Origin of the sequence: Pseudomonas sp. AP19 (assembly GCF_001728855.1) — a bacterium.
GTDB lineage: Bacteria > Pseudomonadota > Gammaproteobacteria > Pseudomonadales > Pseudomonadaceae > Aquipseudomonas > Aquipseudomonas fluorescens.
Window position 1 is genome coordinate 62,156 of sequence record NZ_LXJP01000011.1, and the last position, 13,858, is coordinate 76,013.

Here is a 13,858-nt window from a genome sequence, read left to right on the forward strand (position 1 = left end):
ATTTCAAGGAACAGGGAGCTTCAATGAGCGAACAACAGATTCTGCTGGCGTTTGGTGGCATTGGCGTGGCCGCGTTGGCCTGCCAATGGCTCGCATGGCGCCTGAAACTTCCCGCCATTCTTTTTCTGTTGGTCAGCGGAATCCTGGCAGGGCCGGTGCTGGGCTGGCTGAACCCTCAGGAAATGTTCGGTCCGTTGCTGATGCCATTGGTATCCCTGGCCGTGGCACTGATCCTGTTTGAAGGCAGCCTCACGCTGCACCTGTCGGAATGGAAGGAGATCGGCAGCGTCGTGCATCGCCTTGTCACGGTCGGCGCCCTGTCGACATGGGCCGTCATTACCCTGGCTACCCACTGGCTGCTGGGTTTTGACTGGATGCTCGCGCTGCTTTTCGGCACCTTGACCCTGGTGACTGGGCCTACCGTGATTGTGCCCATGTTACGTGTCGTGCGGCCAAAAGCCTCGATCGCCAATATCTTACGCTGGGAAGGCATTGTCATTGACCCGATTGGTGCGCTGCTCGCCGTGGTGGTCTACAGCTTTATCATCGCTCGCGCGTCAGGCGACGGTTTGAGTCACAGCCTGCTGACCTTTGGCGGCGTGATCCTGTGCGGCAGCCTGTTCGGAGTCGCCGGTGGTTGGGTGTTGGGGCAGATCATGCGCCGGCAATGGCTGCCGGAATACCTGCATAACCTGGCTACGCTGGCTGGCGTTCTGGGAATCTTTATCGCCTCTAACGAGGTGATGCATGAGTCCGGACTGCTGGCCGTGACGCTGATGGGCATGTGGATGGCCAATATGAAGGGCGTTGACGTACGTCACATCCTGCACTTCAAGGAAAATCTCAGCGTCCTGCTGATTTCCGGGTTATTCATTCTGCTGGCCGCGCGCCTGGACCTGAACGCCCTGATTGCCCTGGGGCCGTTCGTACTGATCCTGTTACTGATCATTCAGTTTATTGCGCGACCTTTGAACGTCGCCCTTTCGACCTTCGGGTCCGGCCTGAACTGGCGTGAACGTGCCCTGCTGTCTTGGATTGCACCACGCGGGATCGTGGCGGCAGCCGTGTCGGCGATTTTCGCCATTCGCCTGGATGAGGCCGGTCATGAAGGTGCACTGTTACTGGTGCCGCTGACATTCGCCGTGATTATCGGCACCGTCGTCCTGCAAAGCGCCACTGCCCGCCCGTTGGCACGCCTGCTGAAAGTCGCCGAGCCTGCGCCCAGCGGCTTCCTGATCGTCGGCGCGAACGGCCCGGCGCGGATCCTGGGCAAAGCCTTGCAACAACTGGGCAGCCGTGTGCTGCTGACCGACTCCAGCTGGGAAAACATCCGCGCCAGCCGAATGGAAGGGCTACCCACCTACTTCGGCAACCCGGCATCACAACATGCCGAATCGCATCTGGATCTGGTCGGCCTCGGGCATTTGCTGGCGCTCTCACCTTCAGGCGAACTGAACACCCTGGCCGCCATGCGTTTTCGCCACGATTTTGGGCATCGTCTGTTCGCCCTGGCCAGCAGCCAGGAAAGCCGTCGCACCGATAAACACCGGGCCAGCCACGAGCACCGTGGCCATTTGCTGGGCAGCCAACCCCTGAGTTACACCAAACTTGCCAGCCTGCTGGGCCAAGGCGCAGAGCTGTATAGCACCAACCTGACCGAAGGCTTCAGCTGGGAACAGTACCAGGCGCTCCATGGCGACCGCGCGACGCTGCTGTTTGCCCGCGATACCGGCGGCTGGGTACACGTGGTGACCCCGGACAGCAGCTTGAAGCCCGTGGCTGGCTGGACCTTGCTGGCCATGATTCAACCAGAAAACAACACAGCCGAATAAGTCAGTCGGCAAAACCCGGTAAGACCGGCACAGGGCGTTTGTCAGCATCAATTGCCACGAAACTGAACACGCCCTGGATCGCCTTTTCGCGGCCATCGGCACTCATGCTCTCGACGAACACTTCGACTTCGACCTTGAGGCTGGTGTTACCCACTTTGATTACGCGACCGATCAGTTCAACGATGGAGCCGGCTGGAATCGCATGATTGAAATCGATTCGATCAGTGGAAACCGTCACCAGCGGCAAGCGGCAAAAACGCGTGGCGGTGATGAACGACACTTCATCCATCCACGCCAGCGCTGTGCCGCCGAACAGGGTGTTGTGGTGGTTGGTGGTCGGCGGGAACACGGCCTTGGTCACGTGGGTCACGGACAGGTCGGTGCGACGCTGGATTTCTTCGAGGCGGGTGGTCATGGGGAAATACCGGCAAATTGACAAATTTCAGGCACAAAAAAGCAGCCCGTAGGCTGCTTTTTTCTGCATCGGGAAGCTGGACTTAAGCCAGTTTTTCCTTGATGCGAGCTGCTTTACCGGACAGGTCACGCAGGTAGTACAGCTTGGCTTTACGTACGTCACCGCGACGCTTAACGGCCATGCTGTCGATTTGCGGGCTGTAGGTCTGGAAAGTACGCTCTACGCCAACACCGTTGGAGATTTTACGAACAGTGAAAGCACTGTTCACACCACGGTTACGCTTGGCGATTACCACGCCTTCGAACGCTTGCAGACGCGAACGGTCGCCTTCCTTCACTTTCACCTGAACGACAATGGTGTCGCCCGGGGCAAAGGTAGGGATCTCTTTGGTCATCTGCTCTGCTTCGAGTGCAAGGATGATTTTGTTAGTCATGCTGTGCTCCTAAGGTAAGTCGTCGGACCTACCATCGATACGTTGTTAACTATCGTCCCGCGCGAGGATGTATTCCTCGAGCAGCTTCTTCTCTTCTCCAGAAAGCGAGCGGCTTTCCAGAAGATCGGCGCGTCGTTCATAGGTCCGACCAAGGGACTGCTGTAAACGCCAACGCCGGATGTGTGCGTGATTGCCACTTAGCAATACGTCGGGAACACGCTGATCCGCATACACCTCCGGTCGGGTGTAGTGCGGGCAATCCAGCAAACCATCCGTGAAGGAATCTTCCTCCGCGGAGTCCGCATGCCCTAAAGCTCCAGGCAGCAGTCGTGTAACCGCATCTATCAGGACCATCGCCGGCAGCTCGCCGCCAGACAGGACATAGTCCCCAATCGACCACTCTTCATCGACATGAGCGTCAATAAACCGCTCGTCAATGCCTTCATAGCGACCGGCAATCAGGATTAATGCTTCCTCATTCGCCAGTTCGCGAACCCCAGCCTGTTTCAGCTGACGGCCTTGAGGAGACAGGTAAATCACCTTCGCCCTCTCCCCGGCAGCGGCCTTGGCCTGAGCCAACGCGTCTTCCAGGGGCTTGATCTTCATCACCATGCCCGGGCCACCGCCAAATGGGCGATCGTCCACAGTGTGATGTCGATCCGTCGTGTAGTCTCGCGGGTTCCAACAGGTAAGCTGCAAGAGCCCCTGTTTCACCGCCCGACTGGTGATGCCGTACTCGCTGATGGCGGAAAACATCTCGGGAAACAAACTGATCACTTCAATGCGCAAATTAGCCACGCTTAGAAGTCCGCGTCCCATTCCACCTTCATCTCGCCCGCTGCCAGGTCGACGGCCAACACACATTGCTCGGTATACGGCAACAGGCGTTCGCGATCATCCAGGCTGCCAGCGCAAGGCTTGACCACCATTACATCATTGGCGCCGGTTTCCAGAAGATGATCGATTTTCCCGAGCAATTGCCCCAGTTGATCAATAACCTTCAGACCTTCCAGCTGGTACCAGTAGTACTCGCCGTCGGTCAATTCAGGGAACAGGTTACGCGGCACGCAGATCTCATAACCGGCCAGAAGACGAGCTTCTTCACGATCATCAAGACCCTTGAGCTTTGCGACCAGGAACTTATCGCTCCCGCGTCCACTGACCAGCTCGACCTGTTTCACACTCCCTTCGCGCTTGAGCGTCCAGGTTTTGTACTGCAACAGGTTTTCAGTCGGATCAGTAAAGGAATACACCTTCACTTCGCCGCGAACGCCATGAACAGAGTAAATCTTGCCGATAACGATCAAATCATCAGCAACAGCTGGCGTCGCGTTCATATTGCTCAGGCTGCGGCCTTAGCCGAGTCCTTCAACAGTTTTGCAACGCGCTCGGATGGCTGTGCGCCAACGCTCAGCCAGTAGGCTACGCGCTCTTGGTTCACGGACAGACGAACTTCTTGACCACGAGCAACAGGGTTGAAGAAACCAACCTGTTCCTTGTGCGAACCGTCACGCGGGTTGCGGCTGTCGGTTACGGTCAAGTGGTAAAACGGGCGCTTTTTGGAGCCGCCAAGGGCAAGACGGATTGTTAGCATGTGAACATCGTTCCTGTAGTCGGTGCTGCAAATCTAAATGCACAGCGGGCATAGGTGCCCGAAAGGCCGCATATTCTAAGGAATATCCGGACTTTTGCAAATGTCTTTTTCTGGCGCCTATCAGCGTGCCACTCAGATCTGCTATAGAGCCGTCGGTTAAAACGGCGAGTCAGCTCCCGCTAACCGCGGGTTTGCTGGAGATCCCACATCCCTGTGGGTCGGAGCGCAAGCATGCTTGCGCTCGAATACTTTACATTTTGGGCATGCCACCGCCGGGCAACATACCGCCCATGCCGCGCATCATCTTGGCCATTCCGCCTTTGGCGGAGAATTTCTTCATCATCTTCTGCATCTGCTTGTGCTGCTTGATCAAGCGACCGATGTCCTGCACCTGGGTGCCGGAACCCATGGCGATCCGACGTTTGCGCGAACCACTGATCAGTTCAGGGTCGCGGCGCTCGGCCGGGGTCATGGAGTTGATGATGGCTTCCATCTGCTTGAATTGCTTCTCTGCCGCGCCCTGGGCATTGCCCATTTGCGCCAGGTTCACACCGCCGATGTTCGGCAGCTTGTCCATCAGGCCGCCGAGGCCGCCCATGTTTTTCATCTGTTGCAGCTGATCGCGGAAGTCTTCGAGGTCGAAGCCCTTGCCCTTCTTCAGCTTTTTGGCCAGCTTGTCGGCCTTGTCTTTGTCGAGGGTGGCTTCGGCCTGTTCGATCAGGCTGAGCACGTCACCCATGCCGAGGATACGCGAGGCGATCCGCTCTGGGTGGAACGGCTCGAGCGCGTCGCTCTTCTCGCCCATACCGATGAACTTGATCGGCTTACCGGTGATGGCACGTACCGACAGCGCGGCACCGCCACGGGCGTCACCGTCGACCTTGGTCAGGATCACGCCGGTCAGCGGCAATGCGTCGCCGAAGGCCTTGGCGGTGTTGGCCGCATCCTGGCCGGTCATGGCGTCGACCACGAACAGCGTTTCGACCGGGTTGATCGCGGCATGCAGCGCCTTGATCTCGCCCATCATCTCTTCGTCGATGTGCAGGCGACCGGCGGTATCGACGATAACCACGTCGATGAATTTGAGCTTGGCTTCTTTAATAGCCGCGTTGGCAATGTCGACCGGCTTCTGGCTCAGGTCGGACGGGAAGAAGGTCACCCCCACTTCACCGGCAAGCATTTCGAGCTGCTTGATGGCCGCCGGACGGTACACGTCGGCCGACACCACCATCACCGACTTCTTCTTGCGCTCTTTAAGGAAGCGCGCCAGCTTGCCGGCGGTGGTAGTTTTACCCGCACCTTGCAGACCGGCCATCAGCACAACGGCTGGCGGTACGGCGCTGAGGTTCAAATCTTCGTTGGCCGCGCCCATCAGGCTTTCGAGTTCGGCCTGGACGATCTTCACAAAAGCCTGGCCCGGCGTCAGGCTGCGGGACACTTCGGTGCCCACGGCGCGCTCTTTGACCGAGTTGACGAAGTCCTTGACCACAGGCAAGGCCACGTCGGCTTCCAGCAACGCCATGCGTACTTCACGCAGGGTGTCTTTAATATTGTCCTCGGTCAGCTTGGCCTTGCCGGTGACATGGCGCAGCGTCTGCGAGAGACGGTCAGTCAAGTTTTCAAACATGCGCGATCCTTTCAGGCCCTATTCATCGAAATGCAGTGGTGACCGAGGTAATGGCGGCCCAGGCTGTGGTAAATCGCTATTAAAAACAGCGCTCAGCGAGCCTGCGGCGTGGGCAGGTCGCGGATTATAGCGAAGACTGCGCCTGTGCACACCCGCTGTCTGGCCCGGGAGTCTTTCGTGCAGCGCAGGTGTGTGCCAAACTCAGCGCCTTTCGGGCTTGTCTATCAGGATTTATGGTCCCCTTGTCACCCAGTTTGCTACCCAGCTTCGCCGCCGCCCTTTTGTATGCCGCTGCGACTCTCTATCAGGGCACTCGTCTGGCCCAGGGCACAAAAGCGGACAAACGCCTGCTGGTGGGCGTTGGCGTCATCGCCCTGCTGGCCCATGCCGCGAGCCTGTTCACGCATCTGATGACGCCGGTCGGCCTGGGCCTGGACTTTTTCAGCGCTGCCAGCCTGATCGCCGCCGCCGTCATCGCGCTGACGTTGATGGCCTGCTATCGAATCCCCGTCGAGAACCTGCTGGTACTGCTATTCCCCCTCGGCATACTGACGGTGCTGCTGGCGCAATTTGCCCCGACCGGCACCGTGCAGGTCATTGACGAGGAACCGGGCATCCTCGCCCACATTCTGTTGTCGATTCTCGCCTACGGCATGTTCACCATCGCCGTGTTCCAGGCGTTGCTCGTGCTGCTGCAGGACCACCAGCTCAAAAACAAGCACCCGTCCGGGCTGATCAAGAACTTCCCGCCACTGCAAACCATGGAAAGCCTGCTGTTCGGTTTCCTGTGGGCCGGCTGGACACTGCTGTCGCTGTCGCTGATTTCCGGCTGGCTGTTCGTCGAAAACCTGTTCGCCCAGCACCTGGTGCACAAAACCTTGCTGGCGTGCCTGGCCTGGGTCGTGTTCAGCGTCTTGCTGTGGGGTCGCAACCGTCTCGGCTGGCGTGGGCACAAAGCGATCCGCTGGACCCTGGCTGGTTTCTGCCTGCTGATGCTGGCCTATTTCGGCAGCAAGCTGGTTCGCGAATACATCCTGCATATCTGACGGGCAGCGATCATGGACAACTTGCCCCTTGGGCCGATGCTCGCGGTAATCACCTTGCTGGTGTTATGGGCGGCGCTGTTTACCGCCATCGAAGCCGCACAACAACACCTGCTGGCACTGCGCCCTGGTACACGCCAGGGTGACAAGGCGGCCGCCCGCCTGAACTTCCCGCGTAACAGCCTGATCCTGTGCAACAGCTTGTGTCGCGCTGCGGTGGTTATCCTCTGCACCTTGCTGGCGATCTATGCCTGGGCGCAGAACGGCCCGTGGCTCGGCTGGCTGATCTCTTGTGCGATTCTGCTGGTGCTCGCCGACTACCTGCCCCGCGCCCTCGCAGTTCGCCATCCCCAGGCCGTACTGGGCTTTGGCAACACATTGCTGGGCGTGCCGCTGAAATTGCTTTATCCGCTGGCGTGGCTGCTCAATGGCATCAGCCTGCTGCTGCTGCGCCCCTTCGCACGCAAAACCGGCGTGGTGAAAAAAAGCGACGAGCCGCTGCCCGACCACGATGATGAACCGGAGCCCGAGGCCGATCAAAGCCGCAGCCACGGCATGCCCGGCATTCACGCCCTGGACAACATCACGGTCAACGACATCCTGGTACCGCGCAGCGAAGTGGACGGCATCAACCTGGACGATCCGGTTGAAGAGATCATCGAGCAATTGCGCACCTCCCAGCGCACGCGCCTGCCGGTCTTCCACAGTGACATCAACCAAGTCGAAGCGGTGCTCAACACCCGGCAGATCCAACACCTGCTGCCTGATGCCAGCCTGACCAAAGATGCCTTGCTCGCCGCGTGCCACGAACCCTACTTCGTCCCGGAAAGCACCCCGCTGCAACTGCAGTTGCTGAACTTCCACAAGCAGCAACGACGCCTGGGCATGGTGGTGGACGAATACGGCGAAGTGCTGGGTATTGTCACCCTGGAAGACATTCTTGAAGAAATCGTCGGCGAATTCGAAAGCGATCAGGCGGTGGATAACCCGCATGTCGACGCGCAACCCGATGGCCGTTTCATCATCGACGGCGCTGCCTCGATCCGCGAACTGAACAAGAGCCTGGGCTGGCACCTGCCCAGCGACGGCCCCAAGACCCTCAACGGCCTGGTCACCGAAGCGCTGGAGACCATTCCAGATTGCGCGGTGTGCCTGAAAATCGGCCGCTATCGCCTGGAAATCCTCGAAACCGAGGACAACCGCGTCAGCAAGGTGCTGATCTGGCACACCAGCCGGGTGCCGGTCGCCGTATAAGCGCTTGGCACCGTTGATTTGCAGCGTTTGATAGATCGTGATCGAGCCCCTTGTTGTCTGTTCAAACCCCTTCCTATAATCGGGCGGCTTACCCAAGCCCCGCCCGACCGCGTGCTACCCGCACTCAGCGCGTCCAGGCACCGCTTTACCGTGTCTGACCGGTGTTTGCTCCCATCCCGAGCCGCCCCGCCTACACCCCTGATCCTTGGGTGTTCGACCAATAATAATCCGCGTCCAAACGCGCAATGACCGTCAGGGATACTGCCATGAGCACCACCTACAACGAGGCGGCAACCGCCGCCCCGCTCAACTCGACCGCACGGGTCGCGACCGCGAGCATCGTCGGCACCGCCATCGAGTTCTACGATTTCTATATCTACGCCACTGCGGCCGCGCTGGTGATCGGCCCGGTGTTCTTCCCGCAGACGTCCGGCACCGCGCAGATGCTGGCGTCGTTCCTGACCTTCGGCATCGCCTTCATCGCCCGTCCATTGGGCTCCGCGCTGTTCGGCCATTTCGGTGACCGTATCGGGCGCAAGTCAACCCTGGTCGCCTCGTTGCTGCTGATGGGTGTGTGCACCACACTGATCGGCTTGCTGCCGGGCTACGACAGCATCGGCGCCTGGGCCCCGATTCTGTTATGTGTGCTGCGTTTCGGCCAGGGCCTCGGGCTTGGCGGGGAATGGGGTGGCGCGGCATTGCTGGCGACCGAGAACGCCCCAAAGGGCAAGCGCGCCTGGTTCGGCATGTTCCCGCAACTCGGCCCGTCGATAGGTTTTCTGGCCGCCAACGGCTTGTTCCTGATCCTGGCCATGAGCCTGAACGACGAGCAATTCCGCAGCTGGGGCTGGCGCATTCCGTTCATCCTCAGCGCAGCGTTGGTGATGGTCGGCCTGTATGCGCGGTTGAAACTGCATGAAACTCCAGTGTTCGCCAACGCCGTGGCCAAGGAAGCACCGGTAAAAGTGCCGTTGGTGGAACTGTTCAGCCAGCATTGGTTGCCGGTACTGCTGGGCGCGGCGTCGATGGTGGTGTGTTATGCACTGTTCTACATCACCACTGCGTTTTCCCTGAGCTACGGCGTTTCCACCCTGGGCTACAGCCGCGAAACGTTCCTGGGCTTGCTGTGCTTCGCCGTGCTGTTCATGGGCCTGGCCACGCCCTTGGCAGCCTTGGCCAGTGACCGCTACGGGCGCAAGCCGGTGCTGATTGTCGGTGCCGTGCTGGCGATTCTGTCGGGCTTCACCATGGAACCACTGCTGACCCACGGTTCGACCTGGGCGGTGGCGTTGTTCCTGGCGCTGGAGCTGTTCCTGATGGGCGTGACCTTCGCGCCGATGGGCGCCTTGCTGCCGGAACTGTTCCCGACGCGCGTGCGTTATACCGGCGCTTCGGCGGCGTATAACCTGGGGGGAATTGTCGGTGCGTCGGCGGCACCATTTTTCGCGACCAAGCTGGTGGCGATGGGCGGGCTGAGTTATGTCGGCGGGTATGTGTCGGCGGCAGCGTTGCTCAGCTTGATTGCTGTGCTGTGCCTGAAAGAGACGCGGGATAACGACTTGAACAAGGTCGCCTGAAGCCGATCGTTCCCACGCTCCGCGTGGGAATGCCTCTTGTGACGCTCCGCGTCCCGCTTGGGGACGCAGAGCGTCCCGGGCTGCATTCCCACGCAGAGCGTGGGAACGATCGGGTTGGGTTTACAGCTCTACAACAACAGCCTTCGAAGCACGGGTCGCTTTAGCTCGGGCAGCCTCAATCGACTCATCCCGCGCCAACGCCACACCCATGCGGCGCTGGCCGTTTACTTCCGGCTTGCCAAACAGACGCAACGCCGTGTCCGGTTCGCTCAAGGCAGCGCCGAGGTTGGCGAACGCTGTCTGAGTCGACTGCCCTTCCACCAGAATCACCGCCGACGCCGAAGGCCCGAACTGACGGATCAACGGAATCGGCAAGCCCAGGATGGCGCGCGCGTGCAGCGCAAACTGCGAAAGGTCCTGAGAAATCAGGGTCACCAGGCCGGTGTCATGCGGGCGCGGCGACACTTCGCTGAACCACACCTGATCGCCCTTGATGAACAATTCCACGCCGAACAGGCCACGACCGCCCAGCGCCTCGGTGACCGCTTTGGCGACGCGCTCGGATTCCGCCAGGGCAATCGGGCTCATGGCTTGCGGCTGCCAGGATTCCTGGTAGTCGCCCTTCTCCTGACGGTGGCCGACCGGCGCGCAGAAAGTGGTGCCGCCGATGTGGCGCACGGTCAGCAGGGTGATTTCGTAGTCGAAGTCGATGAAGCCTTCGATGATCACCCGACCTTTACCCGCCCGCCCGCCTTCCTGGGCGTAATCCCAGGCTTTCTGCACATCGTCTGTGCTGCGCAGCAGGCTCTGGCCCTTGCCCGACGAACTCATCACCGGCTTGACCACGCACGGGAAGCCCAGGTCTTGCACGGCCTTGCTGTAGTCTTCGAAGGTGTCGGCGAAGTGGTACGGCGAAGTCGGCAGGTCCAGCTCTTCAGCAGCCAGGCGACGGATGCCCTCACGGTTCATGGTCAGCGAGGTGGCACGCGCAGTCGGGATCACGGTGAAGCCTTCGGCTTCCAGCTCCACCAGGGTGGCGGTGGCGATGGCTTCGATTTCCGGCACGATGAAGTGCGGTTTTTCCGCTTCGATCACGGCACGCAGGGCGGCGCCGTCGAGCATGTTGATCACGTGGCTACGGTGCGCAACCTGCATGGCCGGCGCGTTGGCGTAGCGATCCACGGCAATCACTTCAACGCCCAGGCGTTGCAGTTCGATTACCACTTCCTTGCCCAGCTCACCGCAGCCACACAGCAAAACGCGGGTCGCGGTTGGCGACAATGGAGTTCCGATTCGGGTCATCTCAGGTCCTCAGGGGAGCGGATCATGGGGAGAAAGGCCGGCATTTTACATGAACTGCAAAAATTGGCCTCAGTTGGCGACGGCCCGTTTGCGCAGACGCCACGCCATGATCAGCCACACCACCGTGACCCCGGCGAATTTCGACACCAACGCCGTGCCGGCCACCGCTGGCGTCAGCGCGCCGATCAGGCCAAAGAAGATAAAGGTATCAATGGGAATGCTCAGCGCCGAACTTATCCACAGGCGATCATGCAGCGGGCGCTTGGTGATGCTGAACACCAGCCAGTCAATGCACTCGGACACCGCAAACGCCGTGGCGCTGGCCAGGGCGATGGACGGGTCGGAGGTGATATACGACAGCACCAGCGCCGCCAGCATGGCGATGATCGCACCGTGGCCGAAGCGGGTTTGCACCATGTCGCGCAGGATAAACACCAGGCCACCCCAGGCGGACCAGATGACGTCCAGGTGCGGGGCGGTGGAGAAAGCGAAGTTAATCAGCACGACACTGCTGATGTAGGCGATCAGGAAGAACATAGCGCGGGAGACCTGTGGGCAGGGGCCACAGGGTACTTCACATTTTGAAATATGTCGTCTGGAAGGGCCTCTTCGCGAGCAAGCCCGCTCCCACACTTTGACCGTATTCCTACAGGATAAACACGATCAAATGTGGGAGCGGCCTTGCTCGCGAAAGCGGTCTATCAGGCACCCGATTTGCCGGGCATCATCCACACCAACCCACTCGCCTTCGCCCGCTCATGGCACAACCCCAGCACCACCCGGCGCTCTGCGTTGTCCATACGGCTCCAGCGCGTAATCTCATCCACGGTGCGCTGGCAGCCGGTGCAAATATCGTCATCGTCTAACGCGCAGATGCTCACGCACGGCGAGGCGACAGGTCGTTCCAGCGGGTTCATTCTGCTTGCTCAGCCAAATCACGCGCATACCGCTGCGCGTTATGCACATAGTGCGCGGCGCTGGCTTCGAGCATGCGCTTCTGCGCCTCGGTCAGCTCGCGCACCACCTTGCCCGGCGAGCCCATCACCAACGAGCCATCGGGGATTTCCTTGCCTTCACCGATCAACGAATTGGCGCCGATGATGCAATGTTTGCCGATTTTGGCGCCGTTGAGGATGACCGCGTTAATGCCGATCAAGCTGTAGTCGTCGACGGTGCAGCCGTGCAACATGGCGTTATGACCGATGGTCACGCCAGTGCCCAGGGTCAGCGGATAGCCCATGTCGGTGTGCATCACGCTGCCATCCTGCACGTTGCTGTTCTTGCCGATCAGGATCAGTTCATTGTCGCCACGCAACACCGCGTTGAACCAGACGTTGGCGCCCTCCTCCAGCTTGACCTTGCCAACCAGCGTGGCATTCGGTGCCACCCAGCTTTGTGGATGCGTCTCGACGCGGGCGTCGCCCAGGCGGTATTTCATGGTTTGTCCTCACGGCTGGCCATTCAAGCGATGGCTTATATATTGATAAAGCTCTTGGGCGGCTGATGCAGGCTGATCTTGGCGTCGTCATAGAGCAGGTTGATCAGCTCGACAATCATAATCGCCGTCAGCCCCCAGATCTTGTACTCGCCAAACCGATAGCTGGGCACATACCAACTGCGGCCCTGGTAATCGATGCGGTGGGTATGTTCGCGCGGGTCCTGGCGGAAAAACTCCAGGGGCACGCTGAAGACGGCGGCGATCTCGGCATCATTGGCCAGGTATTCGACGTAATCGGGGATGACCCCGACATAGGGCGTTACACGGATGCCGTGCAAGGAGATCAAGGGACTCAACGGGCCGATGACCTCCACCAGGCCGGGGGGCAAGCCGATTTCTTCTTCGGCTTCGCGCAGTGCGGTAAAGATCAGGTCCGGGTCCTCGGGGTCACGTCGCCCGCCCGGAAACGCCACTTCGCCCCCGTGGGTCGACAGGCCGCTGGCGCGCAAGGTCAGGATCAGCTCAGGTTCGTCACTGCGGGTAATCGGCACCAACACCGCAGCCTCGGGGAAACGCCCGTCAGTCTCCAGCGTATGAGGGGTGTGATTGCTTACCCGGCGAAGTAGCTCGTCCAGCATGAGTCATCTCGGTCTGTTGGCTACCTTGCATCATGCACCAAAGCGTGCGGGTGCCCAACCCCAAAACCCGGTGCATGTCGCGAAACGACAACTTGCAGGGCCCTGCCCGTCAAGCCAAGATAGGCCGACTCTCCAGGAACCCCAGCATGAACTTCTGCAGCCAGTGCGGTAAACCGGTTACCCAGCGCATTCCCGAAGGCGACGCACGCCTGCGCTTTGTGTGTGATCACTGCTCGACCATTCACTACCAGAACCCCAATATCGTTGCCGGCACCGTGCCGGTGTGGGGCGATAAAGTGCTGCTGTGCCGCCGCGCCATCGAGCCGCGCCTGGGTTACTGGACACTTCCAGCCGGCTTCATGGAGAACGGCGAGACCGTGGAACAGGCCGCCATGCGCGAAACCCTGGAAGAGGCCTGCGCCCGCGTGCACAACCTGAGCATCTACACCCTGATCGATGTACCGCACATCAGCCAGGTGCATATTTTCTACCGCGCCGAACTGGTCGACCTGGACTATGCGGCAGGCCCCGAAAGCCTTGAAGTGAAGCTGTTCGATGAAGCCGACATCCCTTGGTCAGAGCTGGCTTTCCGCACGGTCGGGCGTACCTTAGAATGCTTCTTCGCTGACCGTCGGCAGCAACTGTTTCCGGTGCGCAGCGAGTCAGTGCCGCCGATGACGCGGCCGGCCGAATAACAACACTCCA

Annotated in this window: 16 protein-coding genes; 5 read left to right on the forward strand and 11 right to left on the reverse strand. The window is 60.1% G+C overall.

Features of this window, described 5'->3' with window-relative positions; translation table 11 throughout:
- Positions 1-23: 23 nt before the first annotated feature.
- Complete coding sequence (locus tag A7D21_RS10755) at positions 24-1,832, forward strand: sodium:proton antiporter (protein WP_069551684.1); 1,809 nt, start codon at positions 24-26, stop codon at positions 1,830-1,832.
- Position 1,833: 1 nt separating this feature from the next.
- On the opposite strand, the gene A7D21_RS10760 is transcribed toward A7D21_RS10755, so the two are convergent.
- The 6 genes from A7D21_RS10760 to ffh all read right to left on the reverse strand — a co-directional run bounded on the left by A7D21_RS10760 (position 1,834) and on the right by ffh (position 5,901).
- Positions 1,834-2,247, reverse strand: a complete 414-nt coding sequence (locus A7D21_RS10760; RefSeq protein WP_016977715.1) for an acyl-CoA thioesterase — start codon at positions 2,245-2,247, stop codon at positions 1,834-1,836.
- Between the two features lie 82 nt (positions 2,248-2,329).
- On the reverse strand, positions 2,330-2,680 hold the full coding sequence (gene rplS / locus A7D21_RS10765; RefSeq protein ID WP_003175895.1) for a 50S ribosomal protein L19: 351 nt from the start codon (positions 2,678-2,680) through the stop codon (positions 2,330-2,332).
- Positions 2,681-2,725: 45 nt separating this feature from the next.
- Complete coding sequence (trmD, locus tag A7D21_RS10770) at positions 2,726-3,499, reverse strand: tRNA (guanosine(37)-N1)-methyltransferase TrmD (RefSeq protein ID WP_169875616.1); 774 nt, start codon at positions 3,497-3,499, stop codon at positions 2,726-2,728.
- Positions 3,481-4,017, reverse strand: a complete 537-nt coding sequence (gene rimM / locus A7D21_RS10775; protein WP_003175898.1) for a ribosome maturation factor RimM — start codon at positions 4,015-4,017, stop codon at positions 3,481-3,483. Before rimM ends, trmD begins: the two co-directional genes overlap by 19 nt.
- A gap of 5 nt (positions 4,018-4,022) precedes the next feature.
- On the reverse strand, positions 4,023-4,274 hold the full coding sequence (gene rpsP, locus A7D21_RS10780; protein ID WP_003175899.1) for a 30S ribosomal protein S16: 252 nt from the start codon (positions 4,272-4,274) through the stop codon (positions 4,023-4,025).
- Between the two features lie 250 nt (positions 4,275-4,524).
- Positions 4,525-5,901: a signal recognition particle protein gene (gene ffh, locus A7D21_RS10785; RefSeq protein WP_010207982.1), complete on the reverse strand. Its 1,377-nt coding sequence runs from the start codon at positions 5,899-5,901 to the stop codon at positions 4,525-4,527.
- A 233-nt stretch (positions 5,902-6,134) separates the two neighbouring features.
- Between ffh and A7D21_RS10790 the strand changes: the two genes are divergently transcribed.
- From A7D21_RS10790 to A7D21_RS10800, 3 genes are all read left to right on the forward strand, one after another.
- Positions 6,135-6,947: an inner membrane protein YpjD gene (locus A7D21_RS10790; RefSeq protein ID WP_069551685.1), complete on the forward strand. Its 813-nt coding sequence runs from the start codon at positions 6,135-6,137 to the stop codon at positions 6,945-6,947.
- A gap of 12 nt (positions 6,948-6,959) precedes the next feature.
- Positions 6,960-8,198, forward strand: coding sequence for a transporter associated domain-containing protein (locus A7D21_RS10795; RefSeq protein WP_053257837.1), 1,239 nt, complete (start codon positions 6,960-6,962; stop codon positions 8,196-8,198).
- A gap of 266 nt (positions 8,199-8,464) precedes the next feature.
- Positions 8,465-9,775: an MFS transporter gene (locus A7D21_RS10800; protein ID WP_053257838.1), complete on the forward strand. Its 1,311-nt coding sequence runs from the start codon at positions 8,465-8,467 to the stop codon at positions 9,773-9,775.
- Positions 9,776-9,895: 120 nt separating this feature from the next.
- Here the strand turns inward: A7D21_RS10800 and purT are convergent, their stop codons facing one another.
- The 5 genes from purT to A7D21_RS10825 form a co-directional block, all read right to left on the reverse strand.
- On the reverse strand, positions 9,896-11,077 hold the full coding sequence (gene purT / locus A7D21_RS10805) for a formate-dependent phosphoribosylglycinamide formyltransferase (protein WP_014719785.1): 1,182 nt from the start codon (positions 11,075-11,077) through the stop codon (positions 9,896-9,898).
- A 69-nt stretch (positions 11,078-11,146) separates the two neighbouring features.
- Positions 11,147-11,614 carry a preQ0 transporter gene (locus A7D21_RS10810; protein ID WP_053257839.1) on the reverse strand — a complete coding sequence of 156 codons (468 nt, stop codon included), beginning with the start codon at positions 11,612-11,614 and terminating at the stop codon, positions 11,147-11,149.
- Between the two features lie 164 nt (positions 11,615-11,778).
- Positions 11,779-11,994 carry a DUF1289 domain-containing protein gene (locus tag A7D21_RS10815; protein ID WP_053257840.1) on the reverse strand — a complete coding sequence of 72 codons (216 nt, stop codon included), beginning with the start codon at positions 11,992-11,994 and terminating at the stop codon, positions 11,779-11,781.
- The gene (locus A7D21_RS10820) at positions 11,991-12,515 is read right to left on the reverse strand and encodes a gamma carbonic anhydrase family protein (protein WP_053257841.1); all 525 of its coding nucleotides are present in this window, start codon (positions 12,513-12,515) and stop codon (positions 11,991-11,993) included. Before A7D21_RS10820 ends, A7D21_RS10815 begins: the two co-directional genes overlap by 4 nt.
- Positions 12,516-12,550: 35 nt before the next feature.
- Entirely contained in the window at positions 12,551-13,153 is a 603-nt protein-coding gene (locus A7D21_RS10825; RefSeq protein ID WP_017736785.1) for a CoA pyrophosphatase, read from the reverse strand.
- A 146-nt stretch (positions 13,154-13,299) separates the two neighbouring features.
- Here A7D21_RS10825 and A7D21_RS10830 point away from each other — a divergent pair, with 146 nt between their 5' ends.
- Entirely contained in the window at positions 13,300-13,848 is a 549-nt protein-coding gene (locus A7D21_RS10830; RefSeq protein ID WP_069551686.1) for an NUDIX hydrolase, read from the forward strand.
- Positions 13,849-13,858 lie beyond the last annotated feature (10 nt).

Coding starts and splice junctions, on each gene's coding strand:
- A7D21_RS10755 (WP_069551684.1), top strand. CDS start 24: ATGAGCGAACAACAGATTCTGCTGGCGTTTGGTGGCATTGGCGTGGCC.
- A7D21_RS10760 (WP_016977715.1), bottom strand. CDS start 2,247: ATGACCACCCGCCTCGAAGAAATCCAGCGTCGCACCGACCTGTCCGTG.
- rplS (WP_003175895.1), bottom strand. CDS start 2,680: ATGACTAACAAAATCATCCTTGCACTCGAAGCAGAGCAGATGACCAAA.
- trmD (WP_169875616.1), bottom strand. CDS start 3,499: ATGGGACGCGGACTTCTAAGCGTGGCTAATTTGCGCATTGAAGTGATC.
- rimM (WP_003175898.1), bottom strand. CDS start 4,017: ATGAACGCGACGCCAGCTGTTGCTGATGATTTGATCGTTATCGGCAAG.
- rpsP (WP_003175899.1), bottom strand. CDS start 4,274: ATGCTAACAATCCGTCTTGCCCTTGGCGGCTCCAAAAAGCGCCCGTTT.
- ffh (WP_010207982.1), bottom strand. CDS start 5,901: ATGTTTGAAAACTTGACTGACCGTCTCTCGCAGACGCTGCGCCATGTC.
- A7D21_RS10790 (WP_069551685.1), top strand. CDS start 6,135: ATGGTCCCCTTGTCACCCAGTTTGCTACCCAGCTTCGCCGCCGCCCTT.
- A7D21_RS10795 (WP_053257837.1), top strand. CDS start 6,960: ATGGACAACTTGCCCCTTGGGCCGATGCTCGCGGTAATCACCTTGCTG.
- A7D21_RS10800 (WP_053257838.1), top strand. CDS start 8,465: ATGAGCACCACCTACAACGAGGCGGCAACCGCCGCCCCGCTCAACTCG.
- purT (WP_014719785.1), bottom strand. CDS start 11,077: ATGACCCGAATCGGAACTCCATTGTCGCCAACCGCGACCCGCGTTTTG.
- A7D21_RS10810 (WP_053257839.1), bottom strand. CDS start 11,614: ATGTTCTTCCTGATCGCCTACATCAGCAGTGTCGTGCTGATTAACTTC.
- A7D21_RS10815 (WP_053257840.1), bottom strand. CDS start 11,994: ATGAACCCGCTGGAACGACCTGTCGCCTCGCCGTGCGTGAGCATCTGC.
- A7D21_RS10820 (WP_053257841.1), bottom strand. CDS start 12,515: ATGAAATACCGCCTGGGCGACGCCCGCGTCGAGACGCATCCACAAAGC.
- A7D21_RS10825 (WP_017736785.1), bottom strand. CDS start 13,153: ATGCTGGACGAGCTACTTCGCCGGGTAAGCAATCACACCCCTCATACG.
- A7D21_RS10830 (WP_069551686.1), top strand. CDS start 13,300: ATGAACTTCTGCAGCCAGTGCGGTAAACCGGTTACCCAGCGCATTCCC.